This window comes from Bordetella sp. 15P40C-2 (genome assembly GCF_009763235.1).
Taxonomy (GTDB): Bacteria; Pseudomonadota; Gammaproteobacteria; order Burkholderiales; family Burkholderiaceae_B; genus Bordetella_A.
Map to the genome: position 1 here is coordinate 56049 of NZ_WSJA01000034.1, position 18472 is coordinate 74520.

General features: G+C 58.2%; 18 protein-coding genes and 1 pseudogene. 14 read left to right on the forward strand and 5 right to left on the reverse strand.

Translation table 11 applies throughout. From position 1 onward, the window contains the following. Positions 1-126 precede the first annotated feature (126 nt). On the reverse strand, positions 127-2088 hold the full coding sequence (locus GOQ25_RS14645; RefSeq protein WP_160351221.1) for a phage integrase family protein: 1962 nt from the start codon (positions 2086-2088) through the stop codon (positions 127-129). A gap of 148 nt (positions 2089-2236) precedes the next feature. Here GOQ25_RS14645 and GOQ25_RS14650 point away from each other — a divergent pair, with 148 nt between their 5' ends. Continuing rightward, positions 2237-2860, forward strand: coding sequence for a hypothetical protein (locus GOQ25_RS14650; RefSeq protein WP_160351222.1), 624 nt, complete (start codon positions 2237-2239; stop codon positions 2858-2860). A gap of 446 nt (positions 2861-3306) precedes the next feature. Here the strand turns inward: GOQ25_RS14650 and GOQ25_RS14655 are convergent, their stop codons facing one another. Both GOQ25_RS14655 and GOQ25_RS14660 read right to left on the reverse strand, forming a co-directional pair. After that, positions 3307-3951, reverse strand: coding sequence for a zeta toxin family protein (locus tag GOQ25_RS14655; RefSeq protein WP_202109488.1), 645 nt, complete (start codon positions 3949-3951; stop codon positions 3307-3309). Then, a complete protein-coding gene (locus GOQ25_RS14660; protein ID WP_160351223.1) occupies positions 3948-4343 on the reverse strand; it encodes a hypothetical protein in 396 nt (131 codons plus the stop codon). The genes GOQ25_RS14655 and GOQ25_RS14660 overlap by 4 nt, the downstream gene beginning before the upstream one ends. A 255-nt stretch (positions 4344-4598) precedes the next feature. On the opposite strand from GOQ25_RS14660, the gene GOQ25_RS19685 reads away from it, so the two are divergent. The 5 genes from GOQ25_RS19685 to GOQ25_RS14685 all read left to right on the forward strand — a co-directional run bounded on the left by GOQ25_RS19685 (position 4599) and on the right by GOQ25_RS14685 (position 10193). Beyond that, positions 4599-4838 carry a LexA family protein gene (locus GOQ25_RS19685; protein WP_370519960.1) on the forward strand — a complete coding sequence of 80 codons (240 nt, stop codon included), beginning with the start codon at positions 4599-4601 and terminating at the stop codon, positions 4836-4838. A gap of 326 nt (positions 4839-5164) precedes the next feature. Further along, positions 5165-6316: a site-specific integrase gene (locus GOQ25_RS14670; RefSeq protein ID WP_160351225.1), complete on the forward strand. Its 1152-nt coding sequence runs from the start codon at positions 5165-5167 to the stop codon at positions 6314-6316. A gap of 275 nt (positions 6317-6591) precedes the next feature. Beyond that, positions 6592-7980, forward strand: a complete 1389-nt coding sequence (locus GOQ25_RS14675) for a hypothetical protein (protein ID WP_160351226.1) — start codon at positions 6592-6594, stop codon at positions 7978-7980. After that, positions 7907-9793 (forward strand): site-specific integrase, encoded by a 1887-nt coding sequence (locus GOQ25_RS14680; RefSeq protein ID WP_160351227.1) that lies wholly within the window; start codon positions 7907-7909, stop codon positions 9791-9793. The genes GOQ25_RS14675 and GOQ25_RS14680 overlap by 74 nt, the downstream gene beginning before the upstream one ends. Then, positions 9777-10193: a TetR family transcriptional regulator gene (locus GOQ25_RS14685; protein WP_202109489.1), complete on the forward strand. Its 417-nt coding sequence runs from the start codon at positions 9777-9779 to the stop codon at positions 10191-10193. Before GOQ25_RS14680 ends, GOQ25_RS14685 begins: the two co-directional genes overlap by 17 nt. 162 nt (positions 10194-10355) lie before the next feature. Here the strand turns inward: GOQ25_RS14685 and GOQ25_RS14690 are convergent, their stop codons facing one another. Beyond that, the gene (locus tag GOQ25_RS14690; protein ID WP_202109490.1) at positions 10356-11615 is read right to left on the reverse strand and encodes an MFS transporter; all 1260 of its coding nucleotides are present in this window, start codon (positions 11613-11615) and stop codon (positions 10356-10358) included. Between the two features lie 124 nt (positions 11616-11739). Here GOQ25_RS14690 and GOQ25_RS14695 point away from each other — a divergent pair, with 124 nt between their 5' ends. From GOQ25_RS14695 to GOQ25_RS14725, 7 genes and pseudogenes are all read left to right on the forward strand, one after another. Continuing rightward, complete coding sequence (locus GOQ25_RS14695) at positions 11740-12084, forward strand: helix-turn-helix transcriptional regulator (protein WP_160351228.1); 345 nt, start codon at positions 11740-11742, stop codon at positions 12082-12084. Beyond that, positions 12065-12568, forward strand: coding sequence for an arsenate reductase ArsC (locus GOQ25_RS14700; protein WP_160351229.1), 504 nt, complete (start codon positions 12065-12067; stop codon positions 12566-12568). The genes GOQ25_RS14695 and GOQ25_RS14700 overlap by 20 nt, the downstream gene beginning before the upstream one ends. A gap of 13 nt (positions 12569-12581) precedes the next feature. After that, positions 12582-13643 carry an ACR3 family arsenite efflux transporter gene (gene arsB / locus GOQ25_RS14705; RefSeq protein WP_370519961.1) on the forward strand — a complete coding sequence of 354 codons (1062 nt, stop codon included), beginning with the start codon at positions 12582-12584 and terminating at the stop codon, positions 13641-13643. Continuing rightward, a complete protein-coding gene (locus tag GOQ25_RS14710; RefSeq protein ID WP_160351230.1) occupies positions 13640-14725 on the forward strand; it encodes an ArsO family NAD(P)H-dependent flavin-containing monooxygenase in 1086 nt (361 codons plus the stop codon). The genes arsB and GOQ25_RS14710 overlap by 4 nt, the downstream gene beginning before the upstream one ends. Further along, complete coding sequence (arsC, locus tag GOQ25_RS14715) at positions 14722-15147, forward strand: arsenate reductase (glutaredoxin) (RefSeq protein ID WP_160351231.1); 426 nt, start codon at positions 14722-14724, stop codon at positions 15145-15147. Before GOQ25_RS14710 ends, arsC begins: the two co-directional genes overlap by 4 nt. A 24-nt stretch (positions 15148-15171) precedes the next feature. Then, the gene (gene arsH, locus GOQ25_RS14720) at positions 15172-15930 is read left to right on the forward strand and encodes an arsenical resistance protein ArsH (protein WP_160351232.1); all 759 of its coding nucleotides are present in this window, start codon (positions 15172-15174) and stop codon (positions 15928-15930) included. Positions 15931-16119: 189 nt separating this feature from the next. Then, positions 16120-16287 (forward strand): annotated as a pseudogene (locus tag GOQ25_RS14725) (hypothetical protein); the annotation flags it as partial. A 100-nt stretch (positions 16288-16387) separates the two neighbouring features. Here the strand turns inward: GOQ25_RS14725 and GOQ25_RS14730 are convergent. Continuing rightward, a complete protein-coding gene (locus GOQ25_RS14730; protein ID WP_160351233.1) occupies positions 16388-17317 on the reverse strand; it encodes a LysR family transcriptional regulator in 930 nt (309 codons plus the stop codon). A gap of 167 nt (positions 17318-17484) precedes the next feature. Between GOQ25_RS14730 and GOQ25_RS14735 the strand changes: the two genes are divergently transcribed. Then, complete coding sequence (locus GOQ25_RS14735) at positions 17485-18453, forward strand: tripartite tricarboxylate transporter substrate binding protein (RefSeq protein WP_160351234.1); 969 nt, start codon at positions 17485-17487, stop codon at positions 18451-18453. Positions 18454-18472 lie beyond the last annotated feature (19 nt).

Consider the following 18472-nt stretch of genomic DNA (forward strand, 5'->3'; position numbering starts at 1 on the left):
TGAGCAGGAAATTTGCCCGGCTCGGCCATCTATTAGCTTGAACCAGTGATTGTAGTGATGGACCTAGGCGCGATGCGAGCCCGCTGAGGCTCGAAGTGCGCGACATGCAGTTTCGGTTGATGGATGCTATGCGTCCTTTTGCCCGAACACAGCCTGGTCAAAGGCCTCCATCTGCTCGGCGCGTAATCGGGCTTCCGCCTTGACGTAGACAGACGTCGTAGTGAGCGATTTGTGTCCGAGGTTTTGTTGGATAACCGCCAGGGATGTGCCGCGTGCCGCAGCGTGCGAGCCGTGCGTATGGCGAAGCCAGTGGGTGCTGGCTTGCAGCAGGCGATAGCGATCCTCGCGCCCGCGCACTGAGGTCTGCGCATCGGCAATAGCGTTCGCGGCCGATTCGAAGAAGGTCGTCAAGACACGGTATAGGGCGGAATCGGTCATTGCATCGCCCCAACGGGTGCTGTAAAGCTTGGCGATCAGAGGCGTTTCGGGCGGACAGGCACGCGGATCGTCGGGCAGGCCGCGGGCGCTGAGATATTGCGCCAGGGTGCGCTGCAGCGACTGCGGCAGGAAGACTTCTCTGGGCTCTTGGCCCTTGCCTACGACATGAAGCACCATCGGCCGCATATCGTCGCCGAGATCCTGGATACTGATGTCGGCGGCCTTGGCGTTCACCAGTTCGGACAAGCGAAGGCCAGTGGAGAAGGCAAGGTGCAGCACAAACCTCAGACGTAGTGTTTTCAAACTGTCGTCAGGCAGGGACGCCGCGAATTGCATGACGTAGTCCCATTGCTGCCGCGTCAGACTGCGCCCGACGTTGATTTGGGTGCGGGCCTTTTTTCGCGCCAGGCCAGAAAAGGGGTTGTAGTCCAAATAGCGCTGGCCCACCAGCCACGTGCAGAGCTTTGCCGCGACAGTGAGGGCGTATTTCACGCTGTCGGCAGACAGTCCGGCGACCAAAGGTTCGCCGGCGGCGTTGACGCGCGCGTTTGGCGGCTCGATCGCACGATTGGGGATGTGAAAGCGCTGCGCCTTCGGACGCCGGCGCCAAATGAAGGGACGCCAGTCCGGATCGTAACGCGGGTGCATGACGTCGCTCACCCAGAGATCGTATGGCTTCGGGTCAGCCAGGAACGCCTTGTATTCCAGCACGTCTTGCGTGGTCAGGCTCGACAGGGCTTTTTGCTTGGCAAAAACGCACCAGAGCAGCAGGCGTTCGGCCGAGGTGCGATAAGCGCGCAGGGTGTGCTTATGCTGTGGCTCTTTGTAGAGGTTGAGCCAGGCCTGGATTGCTTCGTAGTCGTTGGCTGCGCCGCTGCGGTTTTCCGCGAGCGGCGCCCGGTTCCTTCCTCGCGAGCCATCGAGTTCGGCCGGGGGCAGGTAGAACCCATCGCGACTGGCAAGAAACGGTGATCGGGGTTTGACGCCGTATGGCGCTCGTGACACCGCGGAGCCGGTCCAAGGTTGCCTTTGCTCTTTGGGCAGCAAGCGCTTTGGCGTGAGAGCGAAAGGCGTAAACAGATCGCCTAGCGCCTCGTTATGGCGTTTGAACCAATCGTTCAGGCGCGCGGCGCGTGTCGGACCCAGGCGTGGCACGCTTTTGTACCAAAGATAACCTATAGCGTTGGCGCGGTCGGCGACTTGCGCGATTGTGCGAAGCCCGGCGTCCATCAGAGGTTTGGCAACCGATTCGTCGAACCACTTGTCAGTCAGATCGCCAGGTTTGGGCGGCACCGATACGGAGTCGATCAGTTCCGCGATGAGCGTCAAGCGCCGTCGGAATAATCGCGCATCACGCTCCCGGCGCCGGCGTTCGGATGGGACACGGTTATAGGAGCGTGCATCCGCCTCGCGCAGCCTGTCCCTGTCGAGCATGAGAAGCCGCGCCTGGCCATGCTTGCCCATACGGCGCGCAGCGGTCACCAACGTAGCTTGGACGGCTTTCAGTATGCGCTTGGCCGCCGCGCGATCCGTGCCGGTTTCCAGATACCGGTTTGCGAGCTGGTCGACATTGAACGTTCCCTCCATCCAGGCTCGGTAGAACTCAAGATGGTCACGATTCGATCTATACGGAACGTATTCTTCATCCATGCCGCGGGCTCAACTTCTGATTGCTCCGATTGACGTCATTGTAGCTGGGGGTGGTGGCAGCGCAGGGCCAGAATGGCGGGCAGAAGTCGGGTGATGGCTAGTTGGCGCGTGTATGGTCTGGTCATGTAACGCGGCTGGATGATGTTGGATGGAATGGCAAGATTTAATGAAAATACGCTTTATATCAACAGGATATAGATTTCATGATAGTAAAAGTTATCATGAAAAGTCGACCGGATTTTGGTCGTTCAAACTTCCAAAAAAGCGCCCTTCGGGGAAAAATTTTGTCTGGCCCTGGCTTTTGCTCCGAGGTTTTTCTTATCGTATAGCGCGGCACCAAAGTCGTGACGTCAAAATTCTAGGGCCGAGATCACGTCTTCCATCCCGGAAGCGGATTATCGGCTTAAGGAAAAAACGGATGATTTCGTCGTTTATTCGTAGTTCGGATCAAGTAACCCTGGTGGAGCAAGCGGATTTTGACCCGTTTGCCGCGTGGGATGAAGATGACCCCGGTGTTGAGCTCTTTCTCGAGGCTGAGTTGGAAATCGACCAGTTCGCGGCCGGCGCCAATGTTGCAGGAGATGCTCTCGCCAGAGCCTGCGCTGTGCTCCTGAGTCTTAGCGAGGTTTCCACCTCGGATGATGAGGCATTTCAACGAATTCTCCTTGACCTTGGGCCCAAGACTCCGCCGCGCTCCATTGTGCCCATGCTAGAAGACCTTAAGCGAAGGGTCTACGCCGGCATGAAGCTGATTCCCCCTGTCGCATTGTAGGTGGCCAAAGGCTGCCCGTTCCTTTTAAGCGGATCTGGCACCCTTACTCGAAGACGGTGACAATCTATACTGGATTCACATTCCGTTAAGTGGGTAGGAACCTCATGAGATCGCCGCTATCGTTGCTGCGCTCAGCCGTCGCGTAAATATCCACCCCCGTCATGACTAAAAACCCCACGCCCGCAGAGAACGCAACGCCTGAATCGTCTCGCAAGAGTGATGCCGAGCCCAGGCGCCCGCGCAAGTACAAGTTGGAAGGCCTCATGGCAGAGATGCCCGAGGGCGTTCCCAGGAATCCCGAATGGGAAGAAATGCCTCCCATGGGGCGAGAAAAGCTCTGATCGGCCTCACCCGTTATTCGGCTGTTGGCGTTTAATCCATCAAGCGCCACCACCGCAACCCGGGCCTAAATCTTGGGTATGGGAGTCAAAATTTGCTGGATCGATTCACGACGGTCGCGCGCTCCTCTGATACGCGGCTTCGAGGATTGGAATCGCCCAGTCAGGCGTCAATCTCGCCTCGTCCAGGTTTCCCGGAATTAGAATTTCTTTGCCCGACATGTAGAGCAGCAACTTTGGCTCAGGAATGGGTTCACCGACTTTCACGTCGTGGCTGTTGTCGTACACCCGGAGCTCGTGCAGGTACGGAATAAGGGCAATGAGGTTTAGGACCGATGTGCGATAGCGCTGTCGAATCTTCTCTTCTGCAATGGCGTGGCCTCCCTGGCTGACGCGCAATTTCACTCGGGCAATGTGATGCTCGGGAGATTGCAGGCCACAGAACCAAATCATGACATCATGAGTGCTCGATGCGGCGGCAAGCTTTGCGGAGATAGTGAACCCGCCCAAGGTGGTCTCGAAAGCAAAGTCCTGGCCACGGTCAATTGCCTGATCAAGGCGCCTTACCCCTTCACTCCAGGCGGCAGCATTCGCTTGCTCTTGATCATACCCATAGCCATTCACCAATTCCCGGGCAAAGCTATCAGGGTTGTACCAGGCTAGGCCAGCTTGCGTGAGTTGGTGACCGCCAATAGAGCTTTTGCCGGCGCCATTGACGCCCGCTAATACGTAGAGAACTGGGCGGGAGATCAATAGGAGGATCCAGACAGGACGGCACCAGCCAGCGGGGCGGGCTTTTTCATCAGGTTGCGAAGACGCTCATTAGCGTCGGGGGCCTGTAATTTTTGCAGACGCTCATCGAATTGTCGGCGCAATTCAGCGAGTGGATCGGGCTCAGCGGCTTTAGCCCTCTGGGCAGCCTGCACCAGCTGGGTGTACTCATCCATGGACAGGATGACCGCTTCTGGCTGATTATGGTTGGTGACCAACAATCTACCGTGCGCAGATAGTGCGCGCATCATCCCTCGCCAGCCTTCCTTTTTTACAGAAGTCGCCGGAGCGACTGGCAGGTCATCAATGGCCGGTTCGCGGCTATCGGCCGAAAATGCGGTTTTCAGAGTGGCTGGGGATCCAAACGCGTTCATGGTGGGTTCTTGGCTCTAAAGATATACCCAATATACCCAATTTACCCATTATGGGCAATATAGAGCGCTTCCAGGCGGACCTAGTTGAGGCATGCGCCCCTTCGGGGTCGAACCCAAGCCGGTCAGCGGCCATAGGATTGGGGTTATGCTGTGTTTTTATCCAGTTTTGGTCATAACCAAACCGGTGCCCCTTGCCGCGCTCGATTGCGCGTTGTTTATGGCGGAGACCTCGGTGCCCGCAGGCGTCTTTCTGCGGTGGATGGTGAATTCACAGTGAAGCGCCTCTATCACCGTAGCGGGGTCGTGCGCCTGATGCCAGAGAACCCCGAATTCGAGCCGATCGATTTCAAAGACGGCCAGGAACTGAGGATCTTTGGCGTGACCACGCATAACGTGCATCACCTGGCTACCGGCCCCTGGCCGCAACGGGAGCCGTCATGCGAAGAGCAGCTTAGCCCTGGTCGACTGCAACAACTATTATTGCAGCGCTTCTGACTTGATCGGATTGTTAGTAGGATGAGAGCTATGTTTCCCTGCCATCTGTTATCTGGTTAGGTCTCTTTGGGACGAGTAGCAGGCGGGGTTTGGGGGAGGTCTATGGCTTCAGATAACTCAACGCTCCGACGCAGGCATTTGCTGCCTGCCGCGCCCATGCGGTGGCACGCATCCGTCAACAGACAGGATTTCGCACTTCTCTACACACGCGAGAAGTCCTGGAATCTCCGATCAGGAACATGTGGACGTGGTGATGTCGAGCTGACCATGCAGCTACCTGATCTGTCGCTCAAGCAAATCTCTCGGTTTCTGGTAGAGCGCGAGATATGAGATTGCTGTTCTCGACGCGAGACTTGGAAATCGCTGGCCATCCGGTTGAAGGGCTACCGCTCCTGATCAACGATGAGGGCGGGCCGTTGCAGCCAGTGCAAGACTTCATCATCCACATCCTCATGGAAAATGGCCGTGCGCGTAGCAAGCTAACCTGGGAGGCTGTTGGGCGGCGACTATACGACTATTTTGCCTTCCTCAACGCAAACGGACTTCAGTGGGACGACACGAGCTCGCCACCTGGAGCGTCTCCGTTGAGCCGCTACCGCGATTGGTCGGCCGGGACTTTGAGGCTGGCCCCCACGACCATCAACAAGCGATTAGCGCTGGTTGTTCGCTTTTACGAATGGGCCCGGCGTCATCGGTATATTGATCGACTGCCGTTCACCCATCGACAGATCTATAGCTCAACAGGCCGCGGCGTACTTGCCCATGTCCAACGGCATGCGAAAGTGTCGCAACATGCTGCTGTCTTGCTTCGTGAGCACAAAGGTCCCATTCGCATCTTGACGGCTGAGCAGGTTCAACAGAGCCGCAAGTGCCTGTCTAACCCTACCCATAGACTACTCTTCGAGCTGATGCTCCGTTCAGGTCTGCGCTCGTGCGAGGCGCGGACTCTCCCCGTGAGCTACGTCTTCGACCCTATCGGTCGCGAGGATATCAGGCCTGGCCAGCTGATACGTGTCGACCTTGATCCCAGAGATATGGAGATCAAGTATGAGCGGCCACGATCAGTTGATGTGCCTTGGGATTTGATGCGAGAACTGGCCGCCTATAAGACCTTGGAACGGCGGTCACGTCTTGCGCGGGCTGGACACGATCACCCCTCACTGATCCTGAGTTCAACAGGCGGCCCAGTTGCGAGAACAAGCCTTGTGGGCATATTCAGCGGCCTGAGCAGGCGCGTCGGATTCAAGGTTTCCGCCCACATGCTACGGCACACCTATGCAACCTATACGTTGGCAGCGCTCAGACGAAAACCTGATTTCTCAGGCGAACCACTGCTGTATGTCCGAGATCGGCTTGGGCACTCCGATGTGCAAACCACGGCGCGATACCTCCATTTGATTAACCAAATGGAAGCGCAGCTCGTCTTGCGGCACGAGGATTTCGTTGACAGTATGTTCGCTATAGGCTGTGGAGCATGAGGCGGCCTAAATCCTACGTTGCCCCAGCGGTCGACCAAGCTGGTAGGCTTGCGTCACCGGCAGGGGTGGATAGCATCACAAGCCCATCGTTGCCGGTCTTTCGAGTCGAAACCACAGCGACCAAATGCCGAAGGTTCAACTACGGCAACTGGCTGGGGCGTGGCCGTGACGACTGGGTTTGGGCTTGTGTCGCCGCGCTCCAAGCCAAATCAGTATCTGGGACAGTTTCCATAAAAACCCTCGAAAACTTGGCCGGCTCGGGCGTTTGCCGGTGGATGGAATACCTGTTCGACACGGATGGACCTAGCAAACCGGTAGCCCTCGCGCGCAAACATATAGTGGGCTTTGTGGATTGGCTCAAAAAAAGATATCCGGAGGGAACGTCTGCGGCAACTGTCTATGGTCACATTCGACCATTGCTCGAGTGGATGATTGACCAAAGGCTAATCGCGGCGGAGTCTTCCACGCTGTTTCCGACGCATCCATTTGGCGTACGCCGGCCAAAGAAGGCTCCCCAACCCATGAGCCAGGCCGAGATCAAGCGGCTGGCTGATGCTCTGAAAACAGATTTGGTGGCAATTCATAAGGGGCGCTTTCAAGGACCTGATTCGGAGGCGTTGACCGTGGCCTTTCTTGTCGTGGCCATGCGCACGGGGATCAACACAACACCTTTACTCGAGGCATCGAGAAGTTGTTTGGAAGTCAATCCGCTGATGCCCAACACGATGCTGCTGCGGACTTTCAAACGGCGCGGAGGCGGTAGCCAGACCCAGACGTTACGCACGCCAAAGACTACCCAGACGGACGTCGTGGTGCCCATGGATGGGGTTGGCGTGCTCAAGGGCGTTTTGGCTCGGACAGAGGCGCTTGCGGCCATCGCTCCAGAGGGTTTCAAGGACAGGATATGGCTCTACAGGGCAAAGTCTAGAAGGACTTTTGGCTCCTTGCTTGTGTTGGATCAGGAGCGTTTGAATACCTGTGCTCGACAGTTTTCAAAAAGGCACGGTCTACGCAGCGACGACGGCGATGCGCTCGTTCCAAGCGTTCAAAGGCTTCGCAAAACAATGGAAATGAAGCTGTGGCACCTCAGCGATGGAGACCTTATCGCTGTAGCAGCGGCGGTAGGCCATACGCCCGCCGTAGCTGACCGCCATTATTTAAGTTTGACAGACGAAATGAAGGCGGATGCGGTGCGCTTCGTCGGTCTTGCACTCCCTGGCGTCTTGCGTGGCGAGCCCGCCGATGTGGAAAAAACTATTCCCATTCATATGCTGGCGACGATCCAGCGCACGCCGGTCGGGCGTTGTGGCGACTCAGTTCATGGCGGCTTTGCACCTAATAACGGTGTTGACCACTGCTCGCGATTCACTGACTGCCTGACTTGTCCAACATATGTGGTCGTCGGATCTGTCCAAGACCTTCACCGCCTGTTCAGTTTTCAGGCATACATGCAGGCCGAAATAGAGTATTTGACTGGCTCGGACATGGCTGCTTGGCGAGAGCATCGCCGTAACCTGATCGCATTGATCGACGATTTTACGTCGACGAAATTTGCTGCCTCAGTAGTTCAGGAGGCTCGGTCGCTATCCCTTGTATCCCCTCATCCGTTTTGGGCTGCTCGCATGCAATCCTTGCAACGACGTCAGGGAGATCGCACTGCGTAATACGGCCCTGAACCTGACCGAAGTAGCCCACCGCAAGCCGTCAATCAATGACGATACCATCGTTAGCTCGTTGGTCGGTGACGACGGCACAACACATGTCCTCAGTCGATTTGGCGATACCAACTGGGACCTTACACCCTATTTTGAACAACCTAATGTTCCTGAGTCCATGAAAACGATCTGCTGGCCTACCGATTTGCCAGATAGCCTGCTGGCGGATTCGAAGGCTGCATTCTTTGCTTGGTTCAAGGAGGGTAGGCCGGGCTATGGCGGTGCAAATGCCAGGACTTTGGTCGTGTCAGCGATCAACGCCAGAAGGCTGTTACGCTGGTTGCGTGACCAGGCGATCGAGGCGTTTGACCAGATCAGACCGCTACATCTGGCGAGGTATCTACAGGATAGTCGCGCCGAAAAACACGTTCGTGCGCGCGGAATCATGACTCGCTTTGAGATCATCGACTTGGCATGGACGTTTCGAGATAAGTTAGCCCGACCACTGAGATTTCCTCCCTGGGGTGATATGTCCTTATCCGTTTTTTGCGGAATGACTGGCAATGCGAGCAACGTATCCCGCGCGGGTGTCGGTATAACGCCTGTTATTCCTCGAAGAGATCAGGAGCGCTTGTTCACTCATTGTGAAGCGCAGTTAGCCAATGCCGATCAGCTTCTGACGATGCGGGATGCTGGCGAGATCGGCGCCTCATCGGAGCCAATGCGCGATCTGCGCGACGCCTGTCTTTACTTGTTGTCGATCTCATCAGGCATGCGGAACGAGGAGGTCATCGGACTCAATGTGGGATGTGGTCGTACCGAAGTCAAGGATGGGTTGGAGTATTCCTGGCTGGCGTCCATCGAGCACAAGACTCGAAAAGGTCGAGTCGAGTATCTGGTTCCGTCGATGGCGCTGAAAGTTGTCAGCGTGCTGGAGCGTTACTCGCAACCATTGCGGGAAGCGCTGCAAGCCGAAATTCGGGACATGGAAGCCAGCATAAGCAATGCGCAACCAAAGGAAAGAGGCGTTTTTATGAAGCGCCTGATGCAAGCGCGCCGGGATGTGAACCGTCTATTTCTCGGCATCATCATGGGCAAATTCAACCAAATTTCAGCCTTGAGTGTTGTTGCCTCCCGCGTTGCATTTCGTCGGCTCGCCACCAGGGCCGGTGTCGCCTGGGGTCTCAGTCCTCACCAATGCCGTCGCACTTACGCGCGCATGGTGGTTGAATCCCAGATGGGGCGCCAGTCCTTGGTATTTCTCAAATGGCAGCTGAAACACTCAAGCATAAGCATGACACAGCTGTATGCGTCCAACCCAGCACAGGACCCAGCGCTTTACGAAGACATTCTTGCCGAATATTTCGACATCAAAAAAGACCTGCTCGACAGGTGGTCCACCTCAGGCACGCCGTTGAGTGGCGGCGCTGGGCGAAAAATCGTTGAGATGCGTGCGACCGCTGTTTCCAGCCGCAAACGATTGGTGGAGCACACCGCTGCACAAATTCACATACGCGCAACCGGCCATGGATGGTGTATCGCACAAGAGAGTGGCTGCGGCGGAGCGGGACTTTATGAAAGCGTCAGATGCGTGGACTGCAAAAACGGTGTCATCGACAACGACTTTAAAGAAGTCTGGCAAGGGATTTATGGGCAGCACAAGGAGCTGCTGGCCTTGGATGATTTGGGGCCAGTCGCCAACGACAGAATTCGCCGCGACCTTGCACTTGCCGCCAAGGTCTTGGCAGACCTTGGGGCTCAAAACGATGAGGCCCAGCATCTTGCAGTTGGAAAGGAGATTGGCTATGAGCGCAACACCTAATGCAGCTGACCGGGGTCGACACAAAACCGCCCAGCAGTTACGCCAGGCGCTTGCAACCTTGCAGTCGCAATCGAATAAGGTGACCATCTCCGCTGTAGCCAAGCTCGCCGGCGTCACTCCCGCATTAGTTCATAACAGCTATCCTGACATTGCAGAGCGAATCCGAGCTGTATCGGGCAAGGGCGTGAGAGCCCAGCGGGACGCAAAGACAGAGAAACTCAAGCAAGAGCATGAGCGAAACCGCGAGTTGCGCGCTGAGATTGCAGGGGTGAAGCAGGAGTTAGCAAAGGTCGCGTCCTTGAACCTGACCTTGCTTAGCCGTATTGCCATCCTTTCGGCCGCCCTTGACGGCAAAGTTACCCCACTCGACCTTGAACGGGGTAAAGCGACCAAAGACTGAGGGCTGGCTGCTTTCGGCAACAGACTACCCTCCCTCAGGGCGCAGCAGGCGCTATCCCGGATTTTGCTAACGAAGAATGAGTACGAGGACGCTGCTTTGTCGCGATAGCCGTGGTAACGCTTACGACAAGATGCCAGATCCGAAGGTACTGAACACATTCCATCAGGTCTTATGGGCAGCCTCACGGCGATCTATGGGCAAGCGCCACGTCACCACTACCCCGACCAACGCCAGGGCGGTGAGTGTGGTCAACAAGATATTAGGCCCCAGTTCGCTGAGCAGCATTGCCATCATCAGGGGAGCAATAGCTTGGGCAAAAAGCATGGGGCGTGCCAGTAGGCCCATACGGGTACCATATCCTTCAGGTCCGAAAAGGGCCAATGGAAGCGTGCCGCGCACGATGGTAAGAAGGCCATTGCCTGCGCCATATAGAGCCGTTGCAACAAACGCCAGAGCAGGGTCCGCCGCAGCCAGCAGGGCAAGGCCGAGAAAGCAGAGCAACACGGCACCACGCGCGGACCACGTCGGATGAAGTGATCGCCAAAGCGAAAACTCCAACAGTCTAGCGACCACTTGTGATGGGCCGATCATCATGCCGACGGCCAACGCCACAGGCGCAGCAAAGCCGAGCTGGCCAAGGGCATCGAGCAGATGCACGGACAGGCTGGACATCACGGATGACTGCAGTGTGAAGAGGATGGCAACCAGCAGAAAAAGGGATCTGGCTTCCTTTAGTGCCTCGGCCGGCTGTGCGGCTTGTTTTTTGGGCTCGATTTCGCTATTGCGCTGCTGCTCGCGAGGGATCAACAGCAAATACAGCGGCAACCCTACCGCCAAATGCACACCGGCCAGTACCAGGCAGGTATCGCGCCAACCCAGTGCAGCTTCCAGGCCCGTGATGGCCGGCCAGGCCACCGTACTGGCAAAGCCGCCCATCAGCGTCACGCCTGTCATGGCGGTGCGAGAGTCATCTCCAAATAGCCGTCCCAGCGTGGAAAAAGCGGCGTCATACAAGCCGCTAGCCATGGCCGTTCCCAGGATCGTCCATGCCAGGAAGTAAACAAGCAGGCTTGGCGCCAGGCCCATCAGGGCCAGTCCTGTTGCCAACAGTAGAGAGCTCGCGGCTAGTACCGGACGGCCGCCGAATCGATCGATTAGCCGGCCCGCACGAGGTGCGCTGAATCCGGCTACCAGCAGACCCCAGGAAAGCCCCGCCACTACGCTACCAAGTGACCATCCGCTTTCCCGTGCAATCGGCGCAGCTAGTACAGCAGGCAAGTAAAACGTGCTGCCCCAGGCCAGTATCTGGGTGAGGCCCAGCACGCCGATCAAGCGAACAGGGGTGGAAGAGTGAGTAGGTAAAGGAATGCGCACAAAGCCTGCCTTGTTGTTAGGAGCAGCCACGCCAGCCGTCACTGCCACTCTCGTGATTTGATGAGTTAGTAGGGGCGCCAACGCTGCTTTTTACCGAGACTGCAGCGCTCGATGATGCGTCGCTTGACGGATGATACTTGTTTGTATTCCATATTTCCACGATAATGAAAGTATGGAATCTAAAGACATCATCCGGGTGCTGTCGGCGCTTGCCCAGGAATCGCGGCTGGCTGTGTACCGATTGCTGGTACAGGCCGGACCAGAAGGCCTTCCGGCTGGGCGCATTGCCGAACTTGCCCATATCCCTCCCTCATCGCTCTCCTTTCACCTGAAGGAGCTTTCCCATGCAGGGCTGGTGTCCTCGCGTCAGGAAAGCCGCTTCGTGATCTATAGCGCCAACTATCCCACCATGAACGCTGTGCTGGGATACCTCGCAGAGAACTGCTGCGATGGTATTTCGTGCGTCCCAGCCTGCGATCTCACTGAGAGTCAACCAAATGAACGACAAGATCTATAACGTCCTGGTGTTGTGCACAGGAAATTCCGCGCGAAGCATCATGGCCGAGGCGCTGATCAACACCATCGGCAAGGGACGGTTCCGTGCCTACAGTGCTGGTAGCCACCCTGCTGGTGCCGTGAACCCCTTTGCCCTCGAGCAGGCCAAGCAGGCGGGATACCCCACCGATGGTCTGCGCAGCAAAAGCTGGGATGAGTTTGCCGGGCCCGATGCCCCGCACATGGATTTCGTCATTACCGTTTGCGATAACGCTGCAGGTGAAGTCTGCCCGATATGGCCTGGCCACCCGATCACGGCTCACTGGGGATTTGAGGATCCGGCAAAGGCGGAGGGCTCCGACGAGGAAAAACGCCACGTGTTTGCGAAGGTGTGCCGCCAGATTTCCACCCGCGTGCAGCTCTTCTGCGCCTTGCCTATCGACAAGCTCGATCACAACGCCATCAAGCGCGAAGTAAACGAAATCGGCCAGGTACTCAAAGACTAACGCAGGAATTCCCGTGCAAACCCGACGCCTATCCTTTCTCGACCGCTATCTCACCCTCTGGATCTTCGCTGCCATGGCGCTGGGGGTGCTTCTTGGCACCACCTTCGCGGGCCTGCCGCAATGGCTCGACAGCCTTTCGGTAGGAACGACCAACATTCCCATTGCCATCGGCCTGATCCTGATGATGTATCCGCCGCTTGCCAGGGTGCGATACGAAGAGTTGCCCCTGGTCTTCCAGGACAAGAAGGTTCTTGCGCTCTCGCTGGTGCAGAACTGGGTCATCGGGCCAATCCTGATGTTCGCGCTTGCGGCCTTCTTTTTGCATGACTACCCCGCCTACATGACAGGGCTTATCCTGATCGGCCTGGCGCGCTGTATTGCCATGGTGCTGGTGTGGAACCAGCTTGCCTGCGGCAGCAACCAGTATGTGGCCGCGCTCGTGGCCTTCAATTCGATTTTCCAGATTGTCTTCTTCAGCGTCTACGCCTGGTTCTTCCTGGATGTGCTGCCACCGGTCTTCGGCCTGCAGAGCAGCGTGCTCGACGTCAGCTTCTGGACGATTGCCAAAGCCGTGCTGGTCTACCTGGGTATTCCTTTCCTGGCGGGTTACCTGACCCGGCGCTTTCTGGTCAAGGCGCGCGGTGAAGCCTGGTACAACGACACCTTCATTCCGCGCATCAGCCCCATCACGCTGATCGCGCTGCTGTTCACCATCGTGGCCATGTTCAGCCTAAAGGGCGGGTCAGTGGTCGAACTGCCGCTGGATGCGCTGCGAATCGCCGTGCCGCTGGCGCTGTATTTCGTGATCATGTTCGTTGTGAGCTTCATGATGGGCAAGCTCATCGAAACCGATTACCCGCGTACCACGGCACTTGCCTTCACGGCGGCCAGCAACAACTTCGAACTGGCGATTGCAGTGGCCATCGCGGCGTTCGGGCTGGCATCGCCGGTAGCGTTTGCCACCGTCATCGGGCCGCTGGTGGAAGTGCCCGTGCTGATCGCCCTGGTACACGTGGCACTCTGGCTCGGCAGGCGCTACTTCACCTCCACTGCGCCGTTGCAAGGCAAGGCATGACCGACGTCGACGTCGTGATCGTGGGAGGAGGGCAGGCGGCGCTGGCCACTGCCTACTTCCTGCGCCGCACCGGGCTCACCTTCGCGCTGCTGGACGCAGAGGAAGGGCCGGGCGCGGCCTGGCGGCATGGCTGGGATTCACTGACATTGTTCTCCCCGGCGCAATGGAGTTCGCTTCCGGGCTGGCCTATGCCGCCTGCTCAGGGCTATCCGTCTCGTGACCACGTCGTCGATTATCTGGCGCGCTACGAGACCCGCTACGAGCTGCCGGTTGTGCGACCAGTCTGGGTGCAGGCAGTCCGGCGTCAGGGCCGCCTGTTCCTGGCGGAGGCTGATGATGGCCGCATTTGGCGTTCGCGCGCCGTCATCAGTGCGACCGGCACCTGGCGTCACCCCTATGTGCCTGTCTATCACGGACAGGACAACTTTGCAGGTGTGCAGATTCATTCGGCGCACTACCGGCATCCACAGGATTTTGCCGGACAGCGTGTGCTCGTGGTGGGTGGTGGCAACTCCGGCGCACAGATCATGGCTGAGATAGCCGGCATCGCGCAGGCTACCTGGGTCACCCCTTCCGGCCCGGTCTTCCTGCCGGATGATGTGGACGGGCGCGTGCTGTTCGAGCAGGCGACCGCGCGCTGGCAGGCCATGCAGCAAGGCTTGCCGGTACCCGAACGAAGCGCAGGGTTCGGAGACATCGTGATGGTGCCTCCGGTGGCTGCAGCGCGTCGCCGGGGCGTCTTGACGTCAGTCCGGCCCTTCACAGGCTTTACGCCAACCGGTGTCGTATGGCCTGACGGCAGGGAATCGGAGGTCGACGCCGTCGTCTGGTGCACCGGCTTTCTGCCGGCGCTGGATCACTTGCAGCCGCTCGGTGTGCTGGGCGCGGAAGGTCGCATCGCCGTCGATGGCACACGCTCCGTGGCCGAGCCGGGCCTTTGGCTGGTGGGCTATGGCGACTGGACCGGGTTCGCCTCAGCCACCCTGATTGGCGTCATGCGCTCAGCCCGCAGCACCGCACAGGAAATCGGAGAAACGCTGTCGACTGACAGCCACGTTCAATCACAAGGAGTTTCGCCATGAGCGATGTCACTATCTATCACAACCCCAAGTGCGGCACATCGCGCAATACGCTGGCGCTGATCCGCAATGCCGGCATCGAGCCTCAGGTAATCGAGTATCTCGCCACCCCGCCAGATCGCGACATGCTCAAATCACTGATCGAGCGTGCGGGCCTGACGGTACGCCAGGCGCTGCGCGAGAAAGGCACACCTTTCCAAGAGCTCGGCTTGGATGACGCATCGTTGACTGACGACGCTCTGCTCGACGCCATGCTGGCGCATCCCATTCTGATCAACCGACCCTTCGTCGTGACGCCAACGGGCGTGCGCCTGTGCCGGCCGTCCGAGCTGGTGCTGGATATCCTCGAGCAGCCCCAACGTGGCCCGTTCACCAAGGAGGATGGCGAAGTGGTCATAGACGAACAGGGAAAGCGCGTGCGCTGAATCTGTGCACCTGGAATATTTATCATGAAGCAATTCACCTCACTACACGACGCCACTCTGCCGGCTCTGGACGAATCCCTTTTTGATACGCCAACCCATGAAAAACTGGGTGTGCCGGTCGATGCGGAACACCTGCCGCGCATCCTGCTGCTCTATGGTTCGCTGCGCGAGCGCTCGTACAGCCGACTTCTTGTTGAAGAAGCCGCGCGCATCCTCCAACGCCTGGGCGCAGAGACCCGCATCTTTGACCCGCATGGGCTGCCGCTGCCCGACAGCGTGCCAGCCGACCATCCCAAAGTGGCCGAGCTGCGCGCGCTGTCGCAATGGTCGGAAGGGCAGGTGTGGTGCAGCCCGGAGCGCCACGGCACGATCACCGGCATCTTCAAAGCCCAGATCGACTGGTTGCCGCTCGAAGTCGGCAGCGTCCGACCCACGCAGGGACGCACGCTGGCCGTGATGCAGGTCAGCGGCGGCTCGCAGTCCTTCAATGCGGTCAATGCCTTGCGCGTGCTGGGGCGCTGGATGCGCATGGTGACGATTCCAAACCAGTCGTCGGTTGCCAAGGCGTTTCAGGAGTTCGACGAGGCGGGTCGCATGAAGCCGTCGGCCTATTACGACCGGGTCGTGGATGTAATGGAGGAACTGGTGAAGTTCACGCTGCTGGTGCGCGGTCGTTCGGAATACCTTGTCGACCGCTACAGCGAGCGGAAATCTGCATCGGCTGAAGTGGCACGCTTAGCCGCCGCAGCGATGTCGCACGAGCGTCAAGCTAAAAGGGCTTAAAGGTTGAGCCTCTGCCTCCTGCCCAGCAGACCTAGTGCACTGTTTGGAACACCGTGGCTAACGCATTGGCGATTCTTGTTGCTCGACACGGTTTTCAGACTGAAATAGGCAGGCACTGAGCGCTGAGAACCGGGTAGCCCAAGATGGAGATAACGAAAACTGTTAGCCACCTGCGTTCTATACAAATCAATACGTTGTAGGCTACTAACAGTTAGCGCCATTCAGAACAGCGCGGAACGCATCTTTCGGCGCGACCTAGAGGGCAAGCCCGTCATCGTCCTATCGAACAATGACGGGGCGGTTGTCTCACGCAGCAATGAGGCCAAGGCGCTCGGCATCAAATCAGCCGCCGTCTCCGCGAATACTCATTCCCAACTTTGCCAGACCTATTTAATAGGCTTATCAAGATTCGCACGGCACCGCCGATCATGCCCAAACACCAAGAATCACCGCCCGCTTAGGGATATGACAACAAGCGTGGCGCCAAGTCTTCCGCCACCCGACGCAGACAGTGCTCCAGCGCTTGGGCCGCGGGTGATAGCGAACGATCCCGTCGATGCAGGATGCCGATCTCGCGACGTGCCGATTCGTCATAGAGCGGCGTGCATACCAGGCCGGAGAGGTTCAATTCGGGCAACGCCAATCGGGGCAACACGCTCACGCCCAGACCCTGTCGGACCATGCCGGCGGCTGTGCCCATGTTGGTCACGTCGTAGCGCAAGCCTACCCCTGCGGGCAGCGTTTCATCTTGCACCGCGTGATCGAATTGCCAGCGCGCGCTGGAGCCGTGGGACAGCAATATGAGGTCATAGCGGATAACGTCGCGCCATTGCGGCCGCGCCACGTGCTGTAGCGGATGCCCTACCGGATACACGGCGCAGAAACAATCGTTCATCAGCCGAGAAAACGACAGATCGGGCGCGGGATCGGTCAACGTCGCCACGGCGAATTCGATCTGGTTGGTGCGCAGCATGGCAATCAATTCATCATTGTGGGCCTCCTGCACACGGACTTTCAGCGCGGGGTGCTCGCGGTGCAACGCGCCCACCGCTGCAGGCATGAGCGTCAATGCGCTAGACGGTAGCGCACCGAGCACAATGTTGCCGCGACGCTTGGCCGCCAGATCGGTGAGGCTGCGATAGGCCTCTTCGAGGTCAGCGAGGGGACGTTGTATGCGAGCGTGAAACTCGTGCCCGGCCGAGGTCAATGCGATATTTCGTGTGGTGCGCTCGAATAAGCGTATGCCCAGGACGTCTTCGAGGTCCTGAATCAGAAGCGTGAAAGAAGGCTGAGTCACGCCGAGGCGGTTCGCCGCATGGGTGAACGAGTTGCTATCGACGGCCAGCAAAAAGGCCTTTAATGGACGATATTTGATATTGATAGCCATGTCCTAATTATGGTCCATAAATTCCAATTTGTGCCTATTAGTTCAGACGGCGCATTATCTAGTCCTGCGGCAGCCGGTGCCATGACCGCTGCGGTGCGCGCCTGACCGTGACTCGGTCGATGAGAAAAACAGATGACTGGCGATCCCGCCAGAATAAGGAGAGAGGCATGAAAAGTTGGAAAAGCTTCGCCGCCATGATGTTGGCCAGCGCAATCGTCGGGCCCCTCGCCCAAGCGGCGACCTATCCGGATAAACCGGTCACGCTAATTGTTCCCTACCCGCCTGGCGGCGCCACGGACGTTGTCGCGCGCCTCATCGCGCAACGGCTGTCGGACGATTGGAAACAGCAAGTCGTGGTGAACAACAAGCCCGGCGCTGGGACCACCATCGCCGCGGAGTTCGTGGCCCGTTCGCCGGGCGACGGCTATACGCTGTATGAGACCACCGCGGCCCATACCATCAGCGCAAGCCTGTACTCGCGCCTGAATTACGACCCGATCAAGGATTTCGCACCGGTCACGTTGACGGTGACGATTCCGCTGGTACTGGTGACCGCGCCCGGCGTACCGGCGAAGAACTTGCAAGAGCTGATCACCTACGCCAAAGAATCGCCAAACGGTGTGACGGTCGCCTCGACTGGCAACGGCACACCGCAGCATTTGACTGCCGAGCTGTTCAAGGAAAAAACGGGCGCCAAGCTGGTCCATGTGCCCTACAAGGGTGACGCGCCGATGGTCACCGATCTGATGGGTGGACAGGTGCAGATGGCTTTCGTCACCTTGTCGGCGGCGCTGCCGCATATCAAGTCCGGCAAGCTGAACGCGATCGCGCTGGCGCACCCGCGCCGGGTCGAGGCCATTAGCAATGTGCCGACCATGGCCGAGGCGGGCATGCCGGGCTTCGAAGCCGCTACGTGGTTTGGACTGTTCGGCCCCGCCAGCTTGCCAAACGACATGCGTCAGAAGATCTATCAGGATGTCTCCCGCATTGTCGCGCAGCCGGATGTCACGAAGATGCTGCAGGACATGGGCGGTGACGTCAACAACAGTTCGCCCGAGGAATTTCAGAAATTCATCAACGCCGAGGCCGCCCGCTGGGGCGAGGCCGTCAAGCTTTCCGGCGCGCGTGTTGATTGATCCTCTCCTCTCCTGAATC

Bases quoted from the DNA above. Each gene is read 5' to 3' on its own strand.
- GOQ25_RS14645 (WP_160351221.1), bottom strand. From the start codon at position 2,088: ATGGATGAAGAATACGTTCCGTATAGATCGAATCGTGACCATCTTGAG.
- GOQ25_RS14650 (WP_160351222.1), top strand. From the start codon at position 2,237: ATGGAATGGCAAGATTTAATGAAAATACGCTTTATATCAACAGGATAT.
- GOQ25_RS14660 (WP_160351223.1), bottom strand. From the start codon at position 4,343: ATGAACGCGTTTGGATCCCCAGCCACTCTGAAAACCGCATTTTCGGCC.
- GOQ25_RS14670 (WP_160351225.1), top strand. From the start codon at position 5,165: ATGAGATTGCTGTTCTCGACGCGAGACTTGGAAATCGCTGGCCATCCG.
- GOQ25_RS14675 (WP_160351226.1), top strand. From the start codon at position 6,592: ATGGAATACCTGTTCGACACGGATGGACCTAGCAAACCGGTAGCCCTC.
- GOQ25_RS14685 (WP_202109489.1), top strand. From the start codon at position 9,777: ATGAGCGCAACACCTAATGCAGCTGACCGGGGTCGACACAAAACCGCC.
- GOQ25_RS14695 (WP_160351228.1), top strand. From the start codon at position 11,740: ATGGAATCTAAAGACATCATCCGGGTGCTGTCGGCGCTTGCCCAGGAA.
- GOQ25_RS14700 (WP_160351229.1), top strand. From the start codon at position 12,065: ATGAACGACAAGATCTATAACGTCCTGGTGTTGTGCACAGGAAATTCC.
- GOQ25_RS14710 (WP_160351230.1), top strand. From the start codon at position 13,640: ATGACCGACGTCGACGTCGTGATCGTGGGAGGAGGGCAGGCGGCGCTG.
- arsC (WP_160351231.1), top strand. From the start codon at position 14,722: ATGAGCGATGTCACTATCTATCACAACCCCAAGTGCGGCACATCGCGC.
- arsH (WP_160351232.1), top strand. From the start codon at position 15,172: ATGAAGCAATTCACCTCACTACACGACGCCACTCTGCCGGCTCTGGAC.
- GOQ25_RS14730 (WP_160351233.1), bottom strand. From the start codon at position 17,317: ATGGCTATCAATATCAAATATCGTCCATTAAAGGCCTTTTTGCTGGCC.
- GOQ25_RS14735 (WP_160351234.1), top strand. From the start codon at position 17,485: ATGAAAAGTTGGAAAAGCTTCGCCGCCATGATGTTGGCCAGCGCAATC.